The organism is Micromonospora sp. NPDC000442, from assembly GCF_042898635.1.
Classification (GTDB): domain Bacteria; phylum Actinomycetota; class Actinomycetes; order Mycobacteriales; family Micromonosporaceae; genus Micromonospora.
This window is the reverse complement of record NZ_JBIAYZ010000038.1, coordinates 1-23,564: the sequence shown is the minus strand read 5'-3', so window position 1 is coordinate 23,564 and position 23,564 is coordinate 1. Positions and strand designations below refer to the sequence as shown.

The window sequence follows — 23,564 nt, the reverse complement described above, 5'->3', positions numbered from 1 at the left end:
GGCCGCTCCCCCAACTCCGGCGGCGACTACGGCCTCCTGCCCTACCGCCCAGGAGTACTAACCCTGCAACGCTGACGGCGTGCAGATCCGGCTCGGGCACAGCCGGAACGGGCGGGCTCGGCGCAAACCGGGCCCGCCCATCCCTCACACACCCCACCACCAGGAGGTATCGACAGTGCGAGGATCCGCACCCAATCCCCCGCCCTCGGGGGTAGCCCCTGCCGGCCGAGTGTCCCCCGGCATTCGGCGACGGCTGTTCAAACTCGCGACGGCCGGGATCGCCGCCGCCGTCGGGATGTTCACCGTGACGGTGGCCACCAGTTCGGCGTCGGCCGCCGACAACCCGTACCAGCGGGGCCCGGACCCCACCCGGGCCAGCGTCGCGGCCGAGAACGGCCCCTTCGCCAACACGTCGGTCAGTGTCCCGACCGGGTACGGCTTCAACGGCGGCCGGATCTACTACCCGACCGACACCAGCCAGGGCACCTTCGGCGCCATCGCAATCTCGCCGGGTTACACCGCGTTGTTCTCCGCCGAACTGGCCTGGATGGGCCCGTGGCTGGCATCGCACGGCTTCGTCGTGATCGGCATCGAGACCAACAGCCGTAACGACTTCGACACGGCCCGAGGCACCCAGTTGCTCGCCGCGCTCGACTACCTGACCCAGCAGAGCCCGGTACGCGACCGGATCGATCCGAACCGGTTGGCCGTCTCCGGTCACTCGATGGGCGGCGGTGGGGCGCTGAGCGCAGCCACCCGGCGCTCGTCGTTGAAGGCGGCGGTCGGCATCACACCGTACTCACCGTCGCAGAACCTGGCAAACGACCGGGTACCCACGATGGTCATCTCGGGGCAGGCGGACACGGTGGTCACCCCGTCCTACGCCCTCGGTCTGTACAACAGCCTCCCGGCCTCGACGGAGAGCGTCTACCTGGAGGTCGCCGGTGGGGATCACGGGTTCATGGTCGGGCGGTCGAACCCGGTGTTGATCCGGACGATGCTGCCGTTCCTGAAGATGTTCGTCGACAACGACGCCAGGTACAGCCAGTTCCTCTGCCCGTTGCTGGACAACAGTGGCGTGGTCACCTACCGCAGCACCTGTCCATTGCTGCCGTCGGATCCGACCACTCCGCCGCCTACCGGCACGCCGACCCCGACCCCGACGCCGACCCCGACGCCGACTCCCACGCCGACCACGCCGCCGTCCGGCTCCGCCAACGAAATCATCGGCACCCAGTCCGGCCGCTGCATCGACGTACCCAACGCCTCCCGCAACAACGGCACCCGGGTACAGCTCTACGACTGCAACAAGCAGACCAACCAGTCCTGGACCTACACCGCAAACAAACAACTACGCGTCTACGGCGACATGTGCCTCGACGCCGCAGGCTCCGGCAACGGCGCCGCCATCCAGATCTACACCTGCCACAGCGGCACCAACCAGCAATGGAACGTCAACTCCAACGGCACCATCACCGGCGTCCAGTCCGGACGCTGCCTCGACGTCTGGAGCAGCAACAACGGAGCCCAGATCCAGCTCTACGACTGCCACGGACAGACCAACCAACAGTTCCGCCTCGCACCCCTCGCATAACCAACACCACCGAACCGACGAACGACCCGTTCGAGGTCGGGCAGGTCTACCAGTTGTAGGGCCGCCCACGGCCCTACAGGTCCGGACCGAAGCGGGCGGGCTCGGCATCACGCCGAGCCCGCCCGCACCACGTGGACGCCCCTCCGTCGATCTTTCGGCCTGGAGAACATTAGGCGCTTCATTGACGGTCGTCAGGAAAGTGCCTAATGTTGAAACATCCACCACCATCGATGGAGGTATCATGAGACGAACCAGGGCGGCGCTGGCCGGTTTGGCCAGCTTCCTGCTCCTCAGCTTGGGTTTTGTGGCGCTGTCTTCGCCGGCGTCCGCCGCGTCGCTGGTCGAGGTGACCAGCTTCGGCAACAACCCGGGCGGCATGCGAATGCACGTCTACGTGCCCGACAACCGGCCGGCCAACCCGGCGATCGTGGTCGCCATGCACGGCTGCGGCGGGTCGGGGCCGGGCTTCTACTCGGGCAGCGAGTTCGCCTCGCTGTCGAACCAGTACGGGTTCATCGTCATCTACCCGAGCGCCATGCAGGAGGCCGGGTTCGGCAAGTGCTTCGACACCTGGTCGGACGCGTCCAAGCGCCGTGGTGGTGGCAGCGACCCGGTCTCCATCGAGTCGATGGTGAACTACGTCCGGACGCAGTACGGCGGTGACATCAACCGGGTCTACGCCACCGGCAGCTCGTCTGGCGGCATGATGACCCAGCACCTGCTGGCGGTCTACCCCGACCTGTACAAGGCGGGTGCGTCCTTCATGGGCGTCCCCTTCAACTGCTTCGCCAACGCGGCTGCCTACCCGCCCGGTGGTCCGTGCACGAACGGCTCGATGAACCGGACCCCGCAGCAGTGGGGCGACCTGGTTCGGGCCGCGTACCCCGGCTACACCGGCCCTCGCCCGCCGATCCAGCTATGGCACGGCACCAATGACACCCTGGTGCCGTACTCGCTGCTTCAGGAATCGATCGAGCAGTGGACCAACGTGCACGGCCTGAGCCAGACGCCCACGTCCACGGACACCCCGCAGGCCAACTGGAACCGCCGTCGCTTCGGCACGCAGGTCGAGGCCTACGCCATCCAGGGTGCCGGGCACAGCCTGCCCTCAAGCGGTATGGCGCGGGTCGCCATCCAGTTCTTCGGCTTGGACAGTTCGACCCCGCCCACCACCACTCCGCCGCCCACCGGCACGCCGACCCCGACCCCGACGCCGACCCCGACGCCGACTCCCACGCCGACCACGCCGCCGTCCGGCTCCGCCAACGAAATCATCGGCACCCAGTCCGGCCGCTGCATCGACGTACCCAACGCCTCCCGCAACAACGGCACCCGGGTACAGCTCTACGACTGCAACAAGCAGACCAACCAGTCCTGGACCTACACCGCAAACAAACAACTACGCGTCTACGGCGACATGTGCCTCGACGCCGCAGGCTCCGGCAACGGCGCCGCCATCCAGATCTACACCTGCCACAGCGGCACCAACCAGCAATGGAACGTCAACTCCAACGGCACCATCACCGGCGTCCAGTCCGGACGCTGCCTCGACGTCTGGAGCAGCAACAACGGAGCCCAGATCCAGCTCTACGACTGCCACGGACAGACCAACCAACAGTTCCGCCTCGCACCCCTCGCATAACCAACACCACCGAACCGACGAACTGTGAGCGTGTTTGAGAAGGCCATGCCCTACCGCCCGGCTCGCTACGGGCAAGCCTCCTCAAACACGCTCCGAAGGCGGGCGGGCTCGACGTCAGGCCGGGCCCGCGCCGCGACCAACTGGCCGCAACTACGCGGCTGCTGTCCCACCGGGAACGCTCCACGTCGCCGGCCAGCCAGGCCGGACCGTTCTGCGTACGGCTGCGTGGGCGTCACGACGAGTGCGAATCACGTTGACGCCGTCGACAGGATGGGACCGTGAATCTGTTGTCCCAGTCCGCGTCGTCCGGCCATGTCGACCCCGAGGGCGAGGTGCCCTGGTGCATGCAGCTCGTCGTCCGGCTGGACCGCGCCGCACCGCCCGGACACACGGCGGTATGCGAGGCCGGGGCGCTTGCGGTCGTGCGGCTGGTCTCCGATGAACGGTGCGAGCCGGGCGGATCGTGGAGCGCCCCGGTCGCGCGGTGGCTGGCTGGCCGTATCCGCAAGCACGCCCGCCGGGCCAAGGGCGCGGCGTGGGAGCGGGCGCAGGAACTGCCGGGTGTGACGACGAGCCACGCTGACGCCCAGGTGCGCGCGCTGGTACCGACCCCGCTCGACGCGGTGCCCCGGGAGATCGCCAAACTCCAGATGCAGGGGCTCGATCTCGCCGATCACCCCGCGGCCCGACCTCAGGCGATCGACGCCGAGCCGAATGGTCCCGTCGTAGTCTCGATCACGCCGGAGCCGGTGCTGTCGACCGGTAAGGCCGCTGCGGCGGCTGGGCACGCGGCACAGATCGCGTGGATGGAGATGGCGGGCGACCGGCGAGCGATGTGGGTCGCCTCCGGACTGGCCGTGCAGGTGGAACATCCGGCGTTGCAGCGCTGGCGCTCGCTACGGTCCCGGGCGCAGGTGACGGTGACCGACGCGGGACTGACGGATGTCGATCCGGGCACGGTGACAGCGCTGGCGCGCTGGGCGTAGGACCCGCTCAGCGGTGGGGCGGGCGACGGGTCATGAGTTGGCCATGGCGCGGACGGTGGTGTGGGCGGCGTCGCGGACCTCACCGACGAGCTTCTCCACCACGTCCTCCAGAGCCGCCAGACCGAGGAGTTGGTCGTCCGCGTCGACGACGGTCGCGAGGTGAGCGCCCCGGTGCTGCATGACGGTGAGCGCGTCGCGCAGCGGCCGTGCGGCGTCCAGCGTGACCAGCGGGCGGATCAGCCCCGGGTCGAGCGGTTCGTCATGCTCTTCCACTGGCAGTCCAAGGATGTCCTTGACGTGGACGTATCCGGTGAGCGTTCCATCCGGGTCGGTCAACGGGAAACGGGAGTACCCGGTTGCCGCGCACTGGCGTTCGAGCTCCGCCACGGTGGTGTCCTGCGGCAGGGTGACCAGTGAGGCCATCGGCAGCGCCACGGTTGCGGCGGTCTGGTCGTTGAAGGCCAGCGCGCCGGTGAGCAGGTCGTGTTCGTGCTGGTCGATCAGTCCTTCCTGCCGGGACTGAACGATGAAGCCGGCGATCTCCTCGTTGTTGAAGGTCGAGGCGACCTCGTCCTTCGGAGTGACGCGGAGAAGCCGCAGGACGGCGTTGGCGACCTGGTTGAGCAGCCAGATCAGCGGGCGGAGAACGGTGACGATGCCGTAGAGCACCGGCCCGAGGATCAGCGCGGAGCGTTCGGGACCGGCCAGGGCGATGTTCTTGGGCACCATCTCGCCGAGCACCATGTGCAGGAACACGACGAGCGCCAGGGCGATGGAGAAGGCGATGGGGTGAAGCAGCGCATCGGGTACCCCGACGGCGGCGAAGGGCTTCTCCAGCAGATGCGCCACGGCGGGTTCACCGATCGCACCGAGGCCGAGAGAGCAGACCGTGATGCCGAATTGCGCGCCGGCCATCATCAGGGAGACGTTCTCCATGGCCCGCAGCGTCACGCGGGCGATGGGCGAGCCGGCCGCGGCTCGCGGTTCGATCTGTGTGCGGCGGGCAGAGATGAGAGCGAATTCCGCGCCGACGAAGAAGGCATTGCCGGCCAGCAGCGCCACGGCCAGCAGGATCGCGGTGACGTCGCTCATGACCGGGTTTCCTCGCTGGCTTGGTTGTCGTTGGTGCGGCGCAGGGTGAGTCGGTCGACGCGGCGGCCGTCGAGCCGGGTGACCGCGAGCTCGACGCTGGCCGGGGTCGGCAGGCCGTCCGGGTCGGGATGGTTCCGGTCGGCGACGGACACGGTGATGGTGTCGCCGACCTGGGGGAATCGACCCAGGTGCTCGGTGACGAGGCCGCCGAGGGTGTCGGTATCCCGCGCCTCCGGCAGGTCGAGGCCGATCAGCCGGGACGCCTCGTCGGGACGCAGCAGGCCGGACAACGTCCAGGTGCCGTCGGCGGCCCGGTGGTGGCGGCGATGCGGGGCGTCCTGCTCGTCGGCGATCTCACCGACGATCTCCTCGACGAGATCCTCCAAGGTGACGATTCCGGCGGTGCCGCCGTACTCGTCGACGACGACCGCTAGCTGGAGTCCCTGCTCACGCAGGACAGCCAGCAGCGGGTCCAGCGGCATGGTCTCCGGCACCTCCGGCAGACCGGACATGATCGTCCGGACCGGCTGAGTGGACCGCTGTGCTGCTGGCACCGCCAGGGCGTGCTTGAAGTGCACCGCGCCGACGACGTTGTCGACGCCGGTGCCGGTGGCCGGGAAGCGGGCGTGCCCGGTGCTGGCAGCGAGCGCCAGGACCTCCGCGGCGGGCGCGTCGGCGGAGACGAATCGTACCCGGGTACGTGGGGTCATCACGTCGGCCGCCGTACGCTCGCCGAAGTCGATCGAACGTGCGACGAGCTCTGCGGTCCGCGCGTCGAGGGTGCCCTCCCGGCCGGACCGGGTGACCAGCGAGGCAAGTTCCTGCGGCGAGCGCGCGGAGGCCAGTTCCTCGGTCGGCTCGATACCCATCAGGCGCAGAATCCGGTTAGCGGTGCCGTTGAGGAAACGGATCAGCGGGCCGGCGACCGTGGTGAAGCCGCGCTGCGCTCCGGCGACGGCGCGGCCGACACGCAGCGGTTCGGAGATCGCCCAGTTCTTCGGTACGAGTTCACCGAAGACCATCTGGAAGCCCGTTGCCAGGGCCAGCGCCACCGACACCGACACCGCGGTCACCGCGGAGTCGGACAGCCCGGTGAGCCCGAGCGGGCCGCGCAGCAGTGTGGCCAGGGACGGCTCGGCCAGAAACCCGACGACCAAACTGGTCACGGTGATCCCCAACTGCGCTCCGGACAGCTGCGTGGACAACGTCCGCAACCCTGCCAGTAGCCCGGCAGCGCGGCGGTCACCGGACTCCGCTCGCCGCTCGACCGTCGCCCGGTCGACCGTGACGAAGGCGAACTCCGCTGCCACGAACAGCGCATTCGCCGCGATCAGCAGGACCGCGACGGCCAACAACAGCCACTCGGTCACCGGCACGCCGCCTCTCGGACCCCGGGCTGGTCAGAACTGGGCGGCTCACCGTCACTGGACATGCCGGCCAGGGTAGGCAGGCATGCTGAGACCTTGCTGGGTGCTCGCCGCCACGCCGGCCCGGGGACCGCCAGCATCGGCGTCCCGGTCGCTCGCAGGCAAAGCAGACGTCGGCTAACCGTTCATCGACTGGCTGCGCCAGATTACCGGTGCATGCGACACCGTGTGCGAGCCGCGGATACGGTGATGCTCCGGAAGGTCCGGTCAAGGAGGCGTCGAACAGGCCGTGGGTGGCTATGGCGTGCAGGTCACGCTGGTGTTCGTGTTGGTGTTGATGAACGCGGTGTTCGCGGGCAGCGAGATGGCGCTGGTGTCGCTGCGGGAGAGTCAGTTGCAGCGCCTGGAGCGGACCTCCGGGGGCGGGCGGGTGTTGGCGAGGTTGGCGCGGGACCCAAATCGCTTCCTGGCCACGATTCAGATCGGTATCACCCTGGCGGGTTTCCTGGCGTCGGCCGCGGCGGCGGTGTCCCTGGCCCAGCCGCTCGTGGGCCCGCTGGGCTTTCTCGGTGGCGCGGCGGAGCCGGTGTCCATCGTCGTGGTGACCGTCCTGCTGACGTTCGTCACCCTGGTGCTGGGCGAGTTGGCGCCGAAGCGAATCGCGATGCAGCGCGCCGAAGGGTGGGCGCTGCTGGTCGCCCGGCCATTGGACACGCTGTCGACGTTCTCCCGGCCAGCGGTGTGGCTGCTGAGCAAGGCCAGCGACGCAATCGTACGTCTGGCGGGTGGCGACCCCCGCGCGCGGCGGGAGGAGGTCACCACCGAGGAATTGCGGGACATGGTCGCCGCGCAGCGCAACCTCACCCCCGAACACCGGATGATCATTTCTGGCGCCTTCGAGGTCGCCGAACGGATCCTGCGGGAGATCCTCGTCCCGCGTCGCGAGGTGGTCACCCTCCCCGCGTCGCTGACGGCACCGCAGGCGCTGCGCGAGCTGGGCAAATCGGGCCAGACCCGAGCCCCGGTCGTGGGCCGCGGCGGGCTGGACGACACCATCGGCGTAGTACACCTGCGGGACCTGCTCGACCAGGAAGGCCCGTCGCCGAGCACGCCAGCCCTGCGGTGTATCTGCCGGAGACGTTGAAGGTGACCGAGGCGATCCGGGAGTTGCGTTCGCAACGGCAGCAGTTCGCCCTCGTCGTCGACGAGCGGGGCTCCATCGACGGGATCGTGACGATGGAGGACCTGGTCGAGGAGATCGTCGGGGAGATCTACGACGAGACCGACCGGGACGTGCAGGCCGTCGTACGGGAGCCGGACGGGGCGCTGCTGCTGCCCGGCGGCTTCCCGCTGCACGACCTGACCGACATCGGCATCGACCTAGACGAGGACACTCTCGAGGCCGGGGACTACACGACGGTCGCGGGCCTGGTCCTGGCGCATCTCGGCCACATTCCGAAGGCGCCCGGCGAGGTGATCGAGCTGCCCGGCCTGACCGCTGAGGTGGCGGAGGTGACGGGGCGGGCCATCACCCGGGTGCGTCTGCGTACCGCGCCGGCTCGCGACGACGGGCACGAGGTCGACGAGGACGAGCCACGCCACTGACCATCCACCCGACGGTAACCGCGCGAATGCACTCAGCTACTTCTCAGGTGGCGTTGGTAGTTTCCCGACCCGGCTGCATCCATTATGGAGGTCGTTGATCTCGTTGCGGCGCAAGGGATTGGGTGAATTTTCATCACGTCCGGGTGCTGTGCGTCGGGTGTTCGTCGAGGGAGAGGTTCGTGGTGTTCAAGAAGATGCTGGGCGCGTTCGGGGTGGGCGGCCCCAGTGTCGATACCGTCCTGTCCAATCCAAGTACCCGACCGGGGCTGATGCTGGGCGGGCAGGTGAACCTGACCGGGGGCAGCCACGATGTGGGGATCGACCACGTCACCGTCGGTCTGGTCACTCGGGTGGAGATCGACGGCGCGGACGAGGACTACGACGCCCTCATCGAGTTCCACCGCGTTCAGGTCGCGGGCGGCCTGAACCTGCGCGAGGGCCAGCAGCTGTCACTGCCGTTCCAGGTGGCGGTGCCGTGGGAGACCCCGGTGACCGATCTGTACGGGCAGCACCTGCACGGCATGACGATGGGCCTACGCACCGAGGTCGCCATCCGTGGCGCGGTCGACAAGGGCGACCTCGATTCGGTACACGTGCACCCATTGCCGGTGCAGGAACGCATCCTGGAGGCATTCGGCCGGCTCGGCTTCCAGTTCAAGAGCGCCGACCTCGAGCGTGGCCACATCGCCGGGCTGCACCAGACGCTGCCGTTCTACCAGGAGATCGAGTACTACACCGCGCCGCAGTACGCCCACGGCGTCAACGAGGTCGAATTGACCTTCGTCGCCAACGAGCACGGCGTGGACGTCGTGCTGGAGTTCGACAAACGCGGCGGCCTGTTCACCGGTGGCCACGACTCCTTCGGCCGCTACCACGCCACGCACGCCGACGCCGACCGCCTCGACTGGGCCGCTCAAGTCGACACCTGGCTCCGTCAGGCCCTCGACGGATACCAGAGCCTGCACGCCGGCAGCGGCTACGCCCCACCCGCTCAGAGCTACGGCACCCCCGGCTACCCGCCTCCGCCGCCTGGCTATGGCCAGCCCGCCTACGGCGCCACCGGATACGGCCACCCCGGATACGGCCATCCGGGGGAGCACTACAAGGAGGAGCACCACGAACATCGCAGTGGCCCCGGCATGGGTGCCGTCGCCGCCGGGGTGGTCGGCGGTGCCGCGCTCGGCTTCGCCGGCGGAATGGTCGCCGAGGAAGTCTTCGACTCCTTTGGCGACGACGAGGGCAGCAACGAAGAGGCGTGAACCTTCGGTATCCACGGCGTAGCCCCGCGCCCGCACCGTGACCCGATTCGGAAGGGTTGTCACTACCTGGTTGGCTCGCCCGATTTGAACTTCCGAGGAGTGTGCGTGCCGTCACCGCCCGACCTCTTCAGGCTGGTTGACAAGGCCTACCAGGACAAGACCCTCAACGAAATCGTCGACGCCCCGGTGGCCGCCCTCGCCGGGGTAGCCAGTCCGATCAGCACAGCGGCCACTGCGGCTGGGACGACGATCGGTGCCAGTTGCCATAGGCTACGGCCGGCGCCGCTGACGGCGTACAGGAACGCGGCCAGGGTCAGGACACGCAGCACCAGATAGGCGCCAGCGAACACCACCGGGCCGGTCAGTGCGCCCGGTTGATTCACGAAGGCCTGCGGGATGGCGATGGCCAGGACGAAGGCGGCCGCCATGATGCCGAACCCGAACCAGGGCAGCATTCCGTGGCCGGCATGGACGAGATCGCCCAGCGAGGCGAAGGTTGTCCAGCAGAACCAGAGCAGGGCGAGCACGATCGTGCCGTGAAGCGGAGACCTTGGGGTCACGTCCCTGGAGATGAGACGGGTCACGTTGATGAACGCGAGGACGAAGACAAGGTCGAAGAAAACCGTGCCGGCGACCACCACCGCTCGGGCGACCTGGGCCGCGAAACCGCGGCCCTCGACGTCGTATTCGTTCCTCCCCTTTCACAACGGGTGCACCTGCGCCCAGGTGGTCCATGGTGGCGTCACCGCGACGCCTTGCGCACCCCGGGCAGTTCGCCACGCAGGGCCATCTCGCGGAACCGGACGCGGGAGAGCCCGAACCGGGTCAGCACGCCACGCGGACGACTGTCGATCTGGTCGCGCGATCGCAGCCGCACCGGGCTGGAGTCACGCGGCAGTCGACCGAGTCGGCGGACCGCGTTGACGCGTACGTCCGGGTCGGTGTCCGGGTGGGCGACCAGCCGCTTCAGCTCAGCCCGCGTCTCGGCGTGCCGGGCGACCAGTTCCGCGCGGCGTGCCTGCCGGTTGGCCAGACTCTTCCTGGCCATCAGCGGGCCTCGCGGAACTCAACGTGGCGGCGCACGATCGGGTCGTACTTGCGCAGGGTCAGCCGGTCGGGGTCGTTGCGGCGGTTCTTACGGGTGACGTACGTGTAGCCGGTGCCGGCGGTGCTACGGAGCCGCACGATCGGGCGGACGTCGGTCTGGCGGGCCATCAGAGCTTCATCCCGTGCGCACGCAGCTCGGCGACGACCTTCTCGATGCCCTTACGATCCACGGTCTTCAACGCCTTCGCGGTGAGGGTGAGGCTGACCCACCGCCGCTCCGACGGCAGCCAGTAACGGTGGTTCTGCAGGTTCGGGTTCCACCGGCGGCGGGTGCGCCGATGCGAGTGGGACACGGCATTGCCGAAACTCGGCTTCGCGCCGGTGACGTCGCAACGTCTGGACACAGTGATGACTCCTCACACAACACAGCGATGATAACGAAAACGGTTTTCAGTATTACATCAGCCGTTCGGCCACACCCGCGCCGGGTCCTCGACGATGTCGACGGCACAGTCGGCGCCCAGGCGGTAGCCGACGCCGCGCAGCGTCGTCACCACCGGCACGTCGGCGCCGATCTTGGCGCGCAACCGCCGGATGTGGACGTCCACGCTGCGCGGACCCGTGTAGGGCTGCCCCCACACCTGGTCGAGCAGTTGCTGCCGGGTGAACACCTGGCGCGGATGTTGAGCCAGGCAGAACAACAGGTCGTACTCCCGGCGGGTCAGTACGACCTCGGCACCGCCGCGGTAGACCGCCCGCGCTCGAGGATCGATGCGCAGGTGAAGACCCGGCCCTCGCGCCGGCGGTGACACCGGCCTCGGGTCGCCACCCAGGAGAGCCAGCAGAGCAGCGAGCCGATGGCCATCCTCTTCACAGCCGCCCGGTCCGAGCTTGAGGTGGACCGTGACGGTCAGGACGTCACCGGCCTGCCGCACCTGCGCCGCGCCTTCCGGCACATCCCTGTTCACATCAACGGCTCGCATGTGCTTAGAATGACAATCGTTTTCAGTTAAGTCGAGAGGAATCTCATGTCGTCGTCACCGCAGGCCCCGACCCGTGCCGTGACACCGGACGCCGACACCCGCCCGTCGCTTACCGTGCTGTCCGGGTTTTGGCCGGCGGCGACCTTCGCCGTCGCCCGCGCGCTGCTCGCCGCCGACACCTCGCTGCTGCTGGTGCGGCACGACCTCACCGCAATCCGCAACGGCGTCGTCCGGCGGGTGGTCCGTTCCGGCGCCGGCATCCTCGAGGACGAGCAGGTCGCGCTGCGACACGGCTGCGTCTCCTGCACCCTGCGCGAGGACGTGCTACCCACCCTCGTCCGACTCACCCGCAGCCACCCCGGTCGGGATCTGGTGCTGATGCTGCCCGAGGTGGTCGAACCCGAAGCCGTCGCCGCCGCCTGCGCACACTGCCTCGTCGACGGCGCACCCATCACCGACCTGCTCCGCGTCGACTCCTACATCACCGTCCTCGACGCCGAACACCTCCTCGACGGCCTGGCCAGCACCGACGACCTCGCCACCCTGGGCATCCAAGCCGCCGACGACGACCACCGCGCGCTCGCCGACGTCATCGTCCGGCAGATCGAGTACGCCGACACCCTGGTCCTCTGGGGACAGTCCCGCGAGGGGGCGTTCGACACCAGCCGGATGGCGGTCCTCCTACAACGGATGGCACCCTGGGCGACCCACATCCGCGTCGACGGCGACCTCATCGACGCCGCCGCGCTGACCCGCCAACTGCGCCACACTCACCGGCACCGCCCGGAGACCCCCGGAGTGCTCGCCCGTGGTCTACAGGGCTACACCCTCGGCGCGCACCAGCCGGAGCCCGACTGCGGAGTCGTCTCCGCCGTCTTCCGCGCCCGCCGCCCCTTCCACCCACAACGCCTGCACGACGTCCTCGAAGAGGTCAACACCGAGGTCATCCGCTCCCGAGGCCACCTCTGGCTCGCCAGCCAACCCGACACCGTCATCGCCTGGGAGTTCGCTGGCGGCGGCCTGGCCATGGGCTCCCTCGGACACTGGCTCGTCAGCCTGCCCGAAGCCCGCTGGGAACACGTCGACGACCAGCGCCGCCTCGCCGCCGCCCTCGACTGGGACCCCTACTACGGCGACCGCCACCAGCATCTGGTCTTCATCGGCCTCGACACCGACCCCGTCGAGCTGCAGCGCAGCCTCGCCGGCTGCCTGCTCACCGACGCCGAACTCGCCGACGGCGAGGAGACCTGGCGAACCTACGACGACCCGTTCGCCGGCTGTTTCCCCCCTGGAGTGGAAAAGCCGACCGATACCGACACCGAAGGAGCACGACCCGCATGAAGCCCGGCATCCACCCCGAGTACCGGCCCGTCGTCTACCGCGACAAGGACGCCGACTTCGCCTTCCTCACCCGCTCCACCGCAACCAGCGACCAGACAATCGAATGGACCGACGGCAACACCTACCCCGTCATCGACGTCCAGATCTCCTCCGCCAGCCACCCCTTCTGGACCGGCAGGCAACGCCTGCTCGACACCGCCGGCCGAGTCGAGAAGTTCCGCAACAAGTACGCCCGCCGCAGCCCTCAGGGCAGGTGAGCACCGACGCACAGGTCGACCGGGCCAGGCTGACGCGGCGGCTGGTCGACGCCGCGGTGGTGTCCCACCATGTACGCTGCGTCGATCGATTGACGGGCAGGTAACTGAGGAGGTGGGTGGCGATTCTTCCCGCGGAGACTATCGACTTGCAGCTCTTTCCCGAGCCTGACCGGTTCGAAATTTGGCACGACATAATCTCCAGAGATACAGCGCCGTCACAGTTCACAAGCCCGCACGCGTCGGACTTCACTGGTTTCGCCCGCGTAGTCGACCTCGGGACGTCCCGGATCGCCGCATTTCGTTATCCCGAGCTGACGATGTACCGCTCTCAGCGCATGATACGACGAGGCGATCCCGAGTTGTATGAACTCGCACTACCCTTGACGGGTACGAGCGTTCTCGATCAGGAACGCCGCCAGTGTTTCGTCCAGCCGGCCGAGTTCACATTTCTTACCACCTCCCGCCCATACGAGTGCCAGCACGTCCCGGAGCAGGCGCCACTGCCCAGTTCCGTTCCAAGTGTTGGGCACCCGCGAACGGCAGACACTGTGGCCGTCCTCTTCCCGCAGTCGGCCATACCCCTTCCCCAGTCCAAACTGAGGCGGCTGCTCGCCCAACGCCTACCGTCGGTGGGTATGGCTTCCCTGCTCGCGCGGCTCCTTCTACAGGTCGCCCAGCACCCCGAGCAGTTCAGATCGAGCGACGCCGGGCCGCTCGGAAGCGTGGCCCTTGATTTGATCTCGGCGACACTGGCACAGCATCTCGACCTGGAGCAGACTCTGCCGGCCGAGATGCGGCAGCAAGCCTTACGAACCAGGATCGACGCCTTCATCTCCGAGCATCTTGACGACCCCGATCTGAATGCTCGCACAATCGCTGCCGCCCATCACGTCTCCGTGCGCACGGTTTATCGACTGTGGGAGGGTGAGGGCATGGGTATTGCCGAGTTGATTCGTCACCGCCGGCTGGAGCGATGTCGACGTGACCTGGTGAACCCAATCCTTGCCGACCGGCCTATCTACGCTATCGCCGCCAGATCAGGCTTCTCCGACCGGGGCAAGTTCGCCCGCATTTTCCGTGCCACCTATGGCATGTCGCCGCAGGCATATCGTCAGCAGGCGTCGCCACCGGAGTAACGCCGGCATCGGTCTGGCCGCAGCAACGTGCCGCCGTCACGGCGGCAGGCCGGGCGGCTACGTGACCGGGACGCGCAACGGTGGTTGCTGCCCCGGGGAGTGGCAAGACCCCGTCGCGGCAGACGCTCGCCGCACAACGCGTCCTCGTCGCCGCGCCAACCGTCGGGCCCATGTCGCAGACCGGCATCGATGGTGCAAGGCCGAGTGACAAAGCCGGTCACCCATTGCGAGACCACCTTCACAACTTGCACACTGAGGCTGCATTAAGTCCTGGAAGTTGCGCGGTCGACAACTTCGAGGCGAGCCACAGGGGAGGGTCCACGATGGGGGCACCGAGGGCGGGAGCAGCCGGCAAACCCAGGACTGTGCCTGCCTGGAAGGCACTGCCCAGCTTCCTCCGTGATGCTCATCAGTCCCTGGTGGACGCCGGTGAGGCCGCCGGCGGTGAGGTCGTACGTCTCGGACTCGGGGTCTCCAGCCCTTACCTTGTGACCGATCCCGATCATGTCCGGCAGGTGTTGCAGGACCGGGCTGCCAACTATCCCCGAGGCGATGACACCGCACTCTGGCGCTCGGTCCGCAAACTCGTCGGCGACGGAATCCTCGCCGAGGGTGACACCTGGCTGGCCTCTCGCAAGACCCTGGCCCCGCTGTTCCGGCGGGGCCGCATCGACGCGCTTGTCGACACGATGGCGGAGGCCATCGACGAGGCGACCGATCGGCTGGATGCGGCGGCGGCAGCGGGTCGCGTCGTCGACATCGGCACTGAGCTGTCCCGCCTCGTCTGCGCCGCCATCATGCGGGTGTTCTTCGACTCTCGGGTCTCGGTTGACGACGCGCTACGCATCATGGCAGCGCAGGAGGACATCGTCACCTCCATGGCACCACGTCTCCTGGCTCCCTTCGCACCATGGTGGATTCCGATGCCGGGCGACCGCCGTTTCCACCGCTCCGTGCAGACCATCGACGGCATCCTGCTGCCGGTGCTCCGCGCTGCGGTTCGTCAGCCCGGCGACGGCGACGACGTGTTGTCGACTTTGGCACGTGCGCAACGCGACGGCCAGCCGTTGTCCGAACGGCAGATGCGCGACGACCTGGTGTCGATGGTGGCGGTCACCACGGAGACGAGCTACGTCGTGTTGACCTGGCTCTGGCCGGTCCTCGCCAACCACACCGACGTCGCAGATCGGCTCTACGCAGAGGTCGATCAGGTTGTCGGTGCCGGGCCGGTGCGGGCGGAGCACCTGCCTCAGCTCACCTACACCCAGATGGTGCTCAACGAGCTCCTGCGCTTGTACCCTGCGGGTTGGATCGTCCCCCGACGCGCGTTGGCTTCCGACGTGCTGGGCGGAGTGCGGATAGACCAGGGCGCGACCGTCATCCTCTCCCCGTACGCCACGCAGCGGATGAAGGCTTACTGGGGATCAACCGCCGAATCCTTCGACCCGGAGCGCTTCGCTCCAGGCCACGCCGAGGCGGAGACCCGCCGCCGCCATGCCTACTACCCGTTCGGACTCGGCATGCACAGATGCCTCGGAGAACACCTGTTCAACGTGGAGGCTTTGTTGATCGTGGCGACCTTGATCTGCAGGTTCCGCTTCACGCTGACTGACCCGACAGTGCCCGCACCACGGGTCGCCGCGTCACTCCGTCCTCGTCGACGAGTCGAGCTGACCCTGTCCCGCCGCGATCACTCCGTCATCAGTAGGAGCCACTGATGCACCCAGACACCCTGGCCGCCACGCTCGAGCACACCGCCGAACAGGGACGAATCTGTTCCGTGGCCGTGCGAGGGCAACGCGACCTGCAGGGCCGGGTCGCCAGCTATCCCGCGCTGTTTCCCGATCCTCCCGTCGATGCGGCCATGCTGAGCGCCCTGGCGCTGTCCACCGCGTTCATCGCCCCTTGGTGCACCGCCACTGAACTAAGAACCGCGAACCGTACGTCACTATGGGTGACAGCCGAGGACTGGCGGATCGACTCGGAGATCACCTGCCTGGAAGAAGCCACCACGACTGTCGCCGCCTGTATCGCGGTAGCGGCGGGCTCCGCCCCTGCCGACGACGACCAACTCACGCAATTCCTGGCCGACATCCGCGACGACCTCGCGACTACGCCACTGTTTCCACGCCTGGGTCACCTGTGGCAGGACGAGTTGCGCCGCATGCTCGACGCTGAATTGCGGGAGTGGCAGTGGCGAACAGACCGGAACTCGAGCAACGCCAGCCTGCCCTCCGCCAGTGACTACCTGGCCAACGCCGCCGGCTATGGCGCCACCTGGGTCAACATCTCCCATTGGATCGCCACCAACGCGGTGGAAACTGAGGATCACCTGACCGCGCTGGTCACGGCCAGCTACGAGGTGGAGAAGGTGCTACGGCTGGTCAACGACCTGGCCAGCTACGACCGTGACGTCAAGGCCGGCGATCTGAACATCCTGATGTTGGGCGTCGACGAACACGAGGTGCGCCAGCAGGCAGTCGACCTGGCCGACCGCTGCCAGCAGCTGCTCGACCCGCTGGCCGAGGTCAGCCCGCAGCAGGTGACATACCTGCGGCGCGTGCTTGGTTTCACAGCCGGCTTCTACCACGGGACCGACTTCTGGGCACTCCGGTGACAACGGTCAACGGGCAGAGACCGACCGGAAAGACCGCAGCCGTACATGGGCAGGTCCGCGACCTGGTCGCCGAGATGATGCGCGATCCGGCTGGTCGCACATCCCCCTCGCCGTACGAGACCGCCCGGCTGGTGAGCCTCGCCCCGTGGCTGGTCGGACACCGCGACCGGGTGCGCTATCTGCTCGACACCCAGCGGCCGGACGGCGGCTGGGGGCCGCCCGGAGGCTACGGCCTCGTCCCCACCCTGAGCGCGACAGAGGCCCTACTGACGGTCCTGCGGTCCAACCCACCAGCGGACATGGCGCGTCTCGCGCATGCCGTCGACCGTGCTCTGGTGGCCCTGACCGGGCTCGTGAGCGGCACCGGCCCGTTACCCGACACCCCGGCCCTCGACCTGATCGTCCCCGCACTCGCTGACCGCATCGATCAGCACCTCCACCACCCGGCCGTGCGTCCGCCAGCCGTGCTAGAGCGGTGGCAGCGCTCCACTCCGCTGGGCCTACCACCTGGCGTGACCCGACAGCGACTCACCGCCGTACGTCACCTGGTGGTCACTGGCGCACCGATTCCCGACAAGCTGCTTCACGCGTTGGAGGTCGTGGCCGACCTCGCTCCCGCAGCGGGCGGCGTCACACCAAACACCTCGGGCACGGTGGGCGCCTCGCCGGCCGCCACCGCCGCATGGCTCGGCAAGCCAGACCGCCTCGGCGGCAAGGAGGCGGTGGCCTACCTGGAAGGCACCGTCGGTCGCTACGGCGGTCCCGTGCCGTGCGCAGCCCCGATCACCGTCTTCGAACGGGCCTGGGTCATCACCATCCTGGCTCGCGCTGGCATCAATCTGACCGCGTCCCCGGGGTTGGTGGACAGTCTGACCGCCGACCTGGGCGCGGCTGGTACGCCGACCGGCCCTGGGCTGCCGACCGACGCTGATACCACCGCAGTGACCCTGGCCGCGCTCGGCCGGCTCGGCATCCCGGTGTCAACCGACTGCCTCTGGCCCTACGAGACACCCGAGGGCTTCGCCACGTGGCCCGGTGAAGACGGTTTCAGCACCACGACCAACGCCCACGTGCTCGACGCTCTCGGCCAGCGACTGGCGGAACAGCCTGGCGCACAGCCTCGCCATCGCACTGCCGTTCGACGGCTGGTGGCGGCCCTGCTGGACCGTCAGGAACTGCAGGGCAGCTGGGCCGACCGGTGGCATGCCTCGAACTACTACGCGACTGCCTGCTGCGTGCAGGCCCTGGCAGAGTTCGGGGACCCGTCGACAGTGGCGAAGCCGCTCACTCGTGCCGTCGACTGGACGCTTGCCGCCCAGCGGACCGACGGCGGCTGGGGCACCTGGACGGCCACCGCCGAGGAGACGGCTTACGCACTGCACATCCTGCTAGCCAGCGACACCCGGGCACCCAAGGTGATTGACGCGGTTCGCCGTGGGCACGCCTATCTGTGTCGACACAACGGCACAACCGGTCCGGCGCTGTGGCATGACAAGGATCTGTACCAACCCACTCGGATCGTTCGCGCCACAGTTCTGGCAGCCCAGCACCACGCCGGAAGACTGCTGACCTCCCTGTCCGAATGCGCGTAGGTGTCCAGCGGTCACGGCTGACAGCAGTCGCCTCGGAACACCCGGTTCCTATGTGGACGTAACGCATAGTGATGGTCTTGAGTCAATAGTCAGATAACTGCTAGCGTGCGTCGGTCTGCCTACACCGGCGGCTTGGTCGGCATGCCTCTGCCGACAAGTTCCTCTGCTCGGCATCGGACGGTTAAATGCGGTCTCGCAGCGCCAATCTGCGCACCAAGGTCATCGCGCTCCTCGCCTCGCTCGTCGCCCTCTGGGCATTCGCCGCCTGGGTCACCCTCCGAGACGGCGTCAACCTCCTTGGCGTTCAAGCGATCGACAGCCAGATTGTCTCTCCCAGTGAGCCGCTGCTGCTGGACCTCCAGGTCGAGCGACGGCTCGCTGTCGCCTACCTCGGCGGTCCCAGTGCCGACCGGAAGAACGCACTCGACGCCGCCCGTCTGGCTGTCGACAAGAACGCCACAACCTTCAAATCGACCGCACGTAGCTGGCTGGCCCGACTGACGGCGGGTAGCGAGGCTGAACAACGTGTCGATGAGGCAATCGCCGAGCTTGATCAGCTGCCGGAGGTCCGCTCGTCCATCGACAATCGGTCGGTCGACCGGGCAAGCACCATCAGCACCTACAGCACGCTCGTTGAGTCGCTGTTCGCTATCTACGATGTCGTCGGCACGCTCGATGATCCCGAGATCCAGCAGGACACCCGGAACCTGATCGAGCTGTACCGCCTCCGTGAGATCATTTCGCAGGAGGACGCCCTGCTCACCGGCGCTCTCGCCGCCACACGGCTCACCGCCGGTGAACAGTTCCGGTTCACCGAGTTGGTCGTCTCGCAACGGTTCGTCGCGGATCGGACCCAGCTGAACGATTCCGACCAGGCCGCCTTCAACCAGGTCGTCAACGGAGATGCGTTCAGGAGCTTGCGTCAGGTCGAGGAGCGGGTGATCAGCGCCCGAGGATCGGCCCGTCCGGACGTTACCGCCGAGGAGTGGAACGAAGTCGCCGACGCCGCGTTGACCCATCTGCAGGAGATGGTTCTCGGTAGCGGCGACAATCTGGTGCAGCGCGCCGTCCCTGTCGCGGTCGGGGTGATCCTCCGGCTGGTCCTGGCCGCCGGCCTGGGTCTGCTCGCGGTCATCGCGTCGATCGTTGTCTCCGTCACCACTGCGCGCGCTCTCGTGGCTCAGCTACAACGGCTCCGCGACGCGGCCCACCAGCTCGCCGACGAGCGACTCCCCGCAGTTGTCGAGCGCCTTCAGCGCGGCGAGAAGGTGGACGTCGCCGCCGAGGCACCGCCTCTCGACTTCGGCTCCGACGAGATCGGGCAGGTCGGCCAAGCCTTCAACGCCGTCCAGGAGACGGCTGTCCGTACGGCCGTGGAGCAGGCGGAGCTACGCCGCAACGTGCGCGACGTGTTCCTGAACCTGGCCCGGCGCACCCAGGCCCTCGTCCACCGCCAGGTGACCCTTCTCGACGAGATGGAGCGCCGGCAGGAGGATGCCGACGAACTCGAAGATCTCTTCCGCGTCGACCACCTCGCCACCCGTATGCGGCGCAACGCCGAGAACCTCATTGTTCTCTCGGGCGCGACGCCCGGCCGTGGTTGGCGCCGCAACGTGCCCATGGTCGACGTTGCCCGCGCCGCCGTGCAGGAGGTGGAAGACTACACGCGGGTGAAGGTCATGCCATTCGGGTCGGTCGCGCTCGCTGGCCGGGCCGCCGGTGACATCATCCATCTGCTCGCCGAGCTGATCGAGAACGCCCTGACCTTCTCGCCGAAGAGCACGCCCGTCGAGGTACGCGGGCAACTCGTAGCCAATGGCTTCGCCATCGAGATCGAGGACAGAGGTCTCGGCATGGCCGAGGACGATCTGGCCGCCGCCAACACAGACCTCGCCACCGCCGCCGAATTCAACCTCGCCGACGCCAAGAAACTGGGACTGTTCGTCGTCAGTCGTCTGGCCGCCAAGCACCACATCGCGGTGCGGTTGAAGCCGTCACCATACGGCGGAACGACCGCAGTTGTGCTCATTCCCAAGGACCTGGTCACGACCGCCGATCCGATCGGCGCAACTTCCTCACCGGCTGTGGGCATGTCCAGAGACGCCGTCGCCGCCGGCGACGCCCAGCGCCTCACCACCGTCCGGCAGACCTCCCTCGCCGTCGCCGAGCCCGCACCTGTGCATGGCGAAACGATGGAACTGCCAGCGGTGCGTCCACTGCGTGCCGCCGCTGACGCCGCCGCCACCGTCACCGAAGGGCCCGTCAAGAGCGCGCCCAGTGTGAGGCAGCGGCCCGAACCTGCTGCCGAACACACCGAGCACACTGAGCACGGCCTGCCCATGAGAGTCCGCCAGGCCAACATCGCGCGACAACTACGCGACTCATCACCAGGCCAAACACAGCCACCGGACGACGACGAGGCGGGGCGATCCCCCGACGATATTCGCAGGATGATGGCCTCCTACCAATCCGGCACCCGCCGAGGGCGCGATGACGCCGCACGTCTCGTCGACGCCGACGACGACGAGCAGCGCAACGCCGCCGACGACACGTCGGCGGCCGAAACCGACCGGTAAGAAAGAGGAACGGGCAAGTGCAGCAGAATTCCACGGGCGATCTGGCCTGGCTGCTCGACGACCTGGTCGGGCGCGTTAAACAGGCTGAGCATGCCATCGTGCTCTCCGCTGACGGACTGCTCATGGCTGCCTCCGCCCAGCTCAGCCGAGACGACGCGGAACACTTGGCCGCGATGGCATCGGGCATCCAGAGCCTCGCGAAGGGTGCCAGCAAGCGATTCGGCGGCGGACCCGTGCAACAGACCATCATCGAGATGAAGTCGTCGTTCCTGTTCGTCACCGCGGCCGGAAACAACGCATGCCTGGCCGTCCTCGCGGCCGAAGACACCGACGTCGGACTTGTCGCATACGAGATGGCAATGGTCGTTGCGCGAGCCGGCAAGTTCCTCGCCTCCCCGACCCGGCCGAGCCAGCACACCAACAACTAGGGGCCGCCATGACGATGCCCGACGAAGAACCGGTCTGGTTAGATGACGAAGCCGGGCCAGTGGTCCGGCCATACGCCGTTACCGGCGGACGGGCTAAACCAGCCAACAGCTTCAATGTGGTCGCTCTAGTCCTCTCGACCCGATCTGCCCCGCCATCCGAGGTGGGGATAGCACCAGAGCAGGCGAAGATCATTCACCTCTGCCAACGACCGCTTGCCCTCGCAGAAGTGGCCGCACATCTCAGCCTGCCCCTTGGCACCGTCCGAGTACTGCTAGACGGACTGATCGCTCAGGGATTCGTCCAGGTCAACGACCCTCGCCAAGCCGCCACCCTTCCCGACGACAGCGTATTCGAGGCGCTCATCAATGGACTACGTCAACTCTGAGCGGACGGGCCAAGCGACCCTTCCCACCGCCATCAAAATCCTCATCGCAGGTGGCTTCGGCGTAGGCAAGACCACCCTCGTGGGATCCGTCAGCGAAACCAAGCCCCTACGGACCGAAGAGGTGCTCTCCGAGCAGGGCGTGGGTGTCGATGACCTCTCCGGCGTCGAGACGAAATCGACAACGACTGTGGCGATGGACTTTGGCCGGATCACCATCAGCGAGGAACTCGTTCTCTACCTGTTCGGCACCCCGGGCCAAGATCGCTTCTGGTTCGTCTGGGACGAACTCACCATCGGCGCCCTGGGCGCCGTGGTCCTGGCAGACACCCGGCGGCTCGCCGACTGCTTCCCATCCGTCGACTACTTCGAGCGGGCGGGGCTGCCGTTCATCGTGGCCGTCAACTGCTTCGAGAATGCCCGCCGGTACAGCCTCGACGAAGTGCGACTGGCCTTGGACCTCGACCCGGACGTGCCAGTCATGTTGTGCGACGCGCGGCAGCGGCAGTCGTCAAAAGAGGTCCTGGTAGCGCTGATCGAGCATGTGAAGAGGCAAGGGCTGACCCGCAGACCTGAGCCAGTAGGTCATTGACGGCCGACCTGCCGCAACTCACCCTCGCACCCACCTGCGGAGTACCCGAACCAAGTCCACAGATGTCCCCGCTGGTCGACGTTCGATCCGGCAGCAGGCCCGTGCCGCCTGCCCGCAGCTGTTCGGCTCCCGCACCGCAGCGGCGCTCCAGGCCCCTGGGATAGCCCGACGCCCAGCCTGCCAGGGTTGGCACAGGACGCCTCCCCGGTGGCACGGAATGACAACATCGTCGCCTCCACACGGCGCAAAATTTGATCGACGGGCAACGCCGAGGCTCGAGCGAGGATTCGCCGAGACGGGGGTCGACGGGGTCTCGCAGGCGCCGGATTCATGTGGCCGCTATCGCACACCGGCGCGTGGCCTGTCAGCAACGGTCCCCGCGCCGGGCGCACCACCTGGGGCGGGGACCGTGGCAGTCGACTGGATTCGGCCAGATTCGCCGGGGTCATGAAGGGGATCTGAGCCTGTGCCAACGCGGTGAACCACGGCCCCGGCCGGTCCAGCAACGCCTCCAGCGACGAGACAGCGCGGGACGCTTGGCGCAGCGGATTACCGTAGCGGTTGCGGATCAGCCGGAGTGCATGTCGTCACCTGCTGGAGGGCTGCGATGTCGGGGATCGAACTCATCGCTGCGGCATTGGCCGCCGGAGCCCTTGCCGGCGCCACCGGGGTGGCTGGTGACGCGGTGCGGCAAGCCTACGAGGCGCTGAGCGGCCTGCTCCGCGTCCGACTCACCGGTCGGCCGGGGGTCCAACAGGCCCTCGAGTTGCCCGAGCCCAACCCAGACCGATGGGTCGCCGCGATCGGCGATGATCTGGCCGCAGTCCGGGCCGATCAGGACGAAGACGTGCTCGACGCGGCTCGGGCACTGCTGGGCGTGACCCAACCACACGGCCGTCAGCAGGTGCACATCCACAACAGCAAGGGTGTCGTCGTCGGCCATGACAACACGAACTACTTCACGTTCAACGGCTAGTACGGCAGCCGCCGTTCGGGATCATGGCTGGAGTTCGAGGTTGAGGCGTCGGGTGTAGTGGGCTTGGCGGGCTCGGGCTTGATGGCGGCGG

Annotated in this window: 21 protein-coding genes and 2 pseudogenes; 16 read left to right on the top strand and 7 right to left on the bottom strand. The window is 67.8% G+C overall.

Annotation, left to right across the window (positions count from 1 at the left end; all coding sequences use genetic code 11):
- The first annotated feature begins 229 nt into the window (after positions 1-229).
- The 3 genes from ACFY2A_RS30075 to ACFY2A_RS30065 all read left to right on the top strand — a co-directional run bounded on the left by ACFY2A_RS30075 (position 230) and on the right by ACFY2A_RS30065 (position 4,222).
- The gene (locus ACFY2A_RS30075) at positions 230-1,594 is read left to right on the top strand and encodes a ricin-type beta-trefoil lectin domain protein (protein ID WP_387176654.1); all 1,365 of its coding nucleotides are present in this window, start codon (positions 230-232) and stop codon (positions 1,592-1,594) included.
- Between the two features lie 241 nt (positions 1,595-1,835).
- Positions 1,836-3,236, top strand: a complete 1,401-nt coding sequence (locus ACFY2A_RS30070; RefSeq protein ID WP_387176652.1) for a PHB depolymerase family esterase — start codon at positions 1,836-1,838, stop codon at positions 3,234-3,236.
- A 278-nt stretch (positions 3,237-3,514) separates the two neighbouring features.
- The gene (locus ACFY2A_RS30065; RefSeq protein WP_387176650.1) at positions 3,515-4,222 is read left to right on the top strand and encodes a peptidyl-tRNA hydrolase; all 708 of its coding nucleotides are present in this window, start codon (positions 3,515-3,517) and stop codon (positions 4,220-4,222) included.
- Between the two features lie 30 nt (positions 4,223-4,252).
- On the opposite strand, the gene ACFY2A_RS30060 is transcribed toward ACFY2A_RS30065, so the two are convergent.
- Positions 4,253-5,314 (bottom strand): hemolysin family protein, encoded by a 1,062-nt coding sequence (locus ACFY2A_RS30060; protein WP_387176649.1) that lies wholly within the window; start codon positions 5,312-5,314, stop codon positions 4,253-4,255.
- Positions 5,311-6,684 carry a hemolysin family protein gene (locus ACFY2A_RS30055; protein WP_387176647.1) on the bottom strand — a complete coding sequence of 458 codons (1,374 nt, stop codon included), beginning with the start codon at positions 6,682-6,684 and terminating at the stop codon, positions 5,311-5,313. The genes ACFY2A_RS30060 and ACFY2A_RS30055 overlap by 4 nt, the downstream gene beginning before the upstream one ends.
- A gap of 286 nt (positions 6,685-6,970) precedes the next feature.
- On the opposite strand from ACFY2A_RS30055, the pseudogene ACFY2A_RS30050 reads away from it, so the two are divergent.
- Positions 6,971-8,286: pseudogene (locus tag ACFY2A_RS30050) on the top strand (hemolysin family protein).
- Positions 8,287-8,465: 179 nt separating this feature from the next.
- Positions 8,466-9,545: a sporulation protein gene (locus tag ACFY2A_RS30045; protein WP_387176645.1), complete on the top strand. Its 1,080-nt coding sequence runs from the start codon at positions 8,466-8,468 to the stop codon at positions 9,543-9,545.
- A 251-nt stretch (positions 9,546-9,796) separates the two neighbouring features.
- Here ACFY2A_RS30045 and ACFY2A_RS30040 read toward each other — a convergent pair.
- The 5 genes and pseudogenes from ACFY2A_RS30040 to ACFY2A_RS30020 form a co-directional block, all read right to left on the bottom strand.
- Positions 9,797-10,105 (bottom strand): annotated as a pseudogene (locus tag ACFY2A_RS30040) (low temperature requirement protein A); the annotation flags it as partial.
- A 182-nt stretch (positions 10,106-10,287) separates the two neighbouring features.
- Complete coding sequence (rpsN, locus tag ACFY2A_RS30035; protein ID WP_387176643.1) at positions 10,288-10,593, bottom strand: 30S ribosomal protein S14; 306 nt, start codon at positions 10,591-10,593, stop codon at positions 10,288-10,290.
- Positions 10,593-10,760 (bottom strand): 50S ribosomal protein L33, encoded by a 168-nt coding sequence (gene rpmG, locus ACFY2A_RS30030; protein ID WP_093410686.1) that lies wholly within the window; start codon positions 10,758-10,760, stop codon positions 10,593-10,595. Before rpmG ends, rpsN begins: the two co-directional genes overlap by 1 nt.
- A complete protein-coding gene (gene rpmB / locus ACFY2A_RS30025; protein WP_363924884.1) occupies positions 10,760-10,996 on the bottom strand; it encodes a 50S ribosomal protein L28 in 237 nt (78 codons plus the stop codon). Before rpmB ends, rpmG begins: the two co-directional genes overlap by 1 nt.
- A 57-nt stretch (positions 10,997-11,053) precedes the next feature.
- Positions 11,054-11,575 carry a winged helix-turn-helix domain-containing protein gene (locus tag ACFY2A_RS30020; protein ID WP_387176640.1) on the bottom strand — a complete coding sequence of 174 codons (522 nt, stop codon included), beginning with the start codon at positions 11,573-11,575 and terminating at the stop codon, positions 11,054-11,056.
- A gap of 45 nt (positions 11,576-11,620) precedes the next feature.
- Between ACFY2A_RS30020 and ACFY2A_RS30015 the strand changes: the two genes are divergently transcribed.
- The 11 genes from ACFY2A_RS30015 to ACFY2A_RS29965 all read left to right on the top strand — a co-directional run bounded on the left by ACFY2A_RS30015 (position 11,621) and on the right by ACFY2A_RS29965 (position 23,473).
- Entirely contained in the window at positions 11,621-12,916 is a 1,296-nt protein-coding gene (locus ACFY2A_RS30015; protein WP_387176638.1) for a CobW family GTP-binding protein, read from the top strand.
- The gene (locus ACFY2A_RS30010; protein WP_363924881.1) at positions 12,913-13,173 is read left to right on the top strand and encodes a type B 50S ribosomal protein L31; all 261 of its coding nucleotides are present in this window, start codon (positions 12,913-12,915) and stop codon (positions 13,171-13,173) included. Before ACFY2A_RS30015 ends, ACFY2A_RS30010 begins: the two co-directional genes overlap by 4 nt.
- Positions 13,174-13,289: 116 nt before the next feature.
- A complete protein-coding gene (locus ACFY2A_RS30005; RefSeq protein ID WP_387176636.1) occupies positions 13,290-14,309 on the top strand; it encodes a helix-turn-helix domain-containing protein in 1,020 nt (339 codons plus the stop codon).
- A 365-nt stretch (positions 14,310-14,674) separates the two neighbouring features.
- Positions 14,675-16,027, top strand: coding sequence for a cytochrome P450 (locus ACFY2A_RS30000; RefSeq protein ID WP_363924879.1), 1,353 nt, complete (start codon positions 14,675-14,677; stop codon positions 16,025-16,027).
- Positions 16,027-16,926 carry a terpene synthase family protein gene (locus ACFY2A_RS29995; protein WP_387176634.1) on the top strand — a complete coding sequence of 300 codons (900 nt, stop codon included), beginning with the start codon at positions 16,027-16,029 and terminating at the stop codon, positions 16,924-16,926. The genes ACFY2A_RS30000 and ACFY2A_RS29995 overlap by 1 nt, the downstream gene beginning before the upstream one ends.
- A complete protein-coding gene (locus ACFY2A_RS29990; protein WP_387176632.1) occupies positions 16,923-18,518 on the top strand; it encodes a prenyltransferase/squalene oxidase repeat-containing protein in 1,596 nt (531 codons plus the stop codon). The genes ACFY2A_RS29995 and ACFY2A_RS29990 overlap by 4 nt, the downstream gene beginning before the upstream one ends.
- 185 nt (positions 18,519-18,703) lie before the next feature.
- On the top strand, positions 18,704-21,094 hold the full coding sequence (locus ACFY2A_RS29985; protein WP_387176630.1) for a nitrate- and nitrite sensing domain-containing protein: 2,391 nt from the start codon (positions 18,704-18,706) through the stop codon (positions 21,092-21,094).
- Positions 21,095-21,111: 17 nt separating this feature from the next.
- Positions 21,112-21,522, top strand: coding sequence for a roadblock/LC7 domain-containing protein (locus ACFY2A_RS29980; RefSeq protein ID WP_363924875.1), 411 nt, complete (start codon positions 21,112-21,114; stop codon positions 21,520-21,522).
- Positions 21,523-21,530: 8 nt separating this feature from the next.
- Positions 21,531-21,908: a DUF742 domain-containing protein gene (locus tag ACFY2A_RS29975; RefSeq protein ID WP_363924874.1), complete on the top strand. Its 378-nt coding sequence runs from the start codon at positions 21,531-21,533 to the stop codon at positions 21,906-21,908.
- Positions 21,889-22,497 carry an ATP/GTP-binding protein gene (locus ACFY2A_RS29970; protein WP_363924873.1) on the top strand — a complete coding sequence of 203 codons (609 nt, stop codon included), beginning with the start codon at positions 21,889-21,891 and terminating at the stop codon, positions 22,495-22,497. The genes ACFY2A_RS29975 and ACFY2A_RS29970 overlap by 20 nt, the downstream gene beginning before the upstream one ends.
- A 577-nt stretch (positions 22,498-23,074) precedes the next feature.
- A complete protein-coding gene (locus ACFY2A_RS29965; protein ID WP_387176627.1) occupies positions 23,075-23,473 on the top strand; it encodes a hypothetical protein in 399 nt (132 codons plus the stop codon).
- Positions 23,474-23,564: the final 91 nt, after the last annotated feature.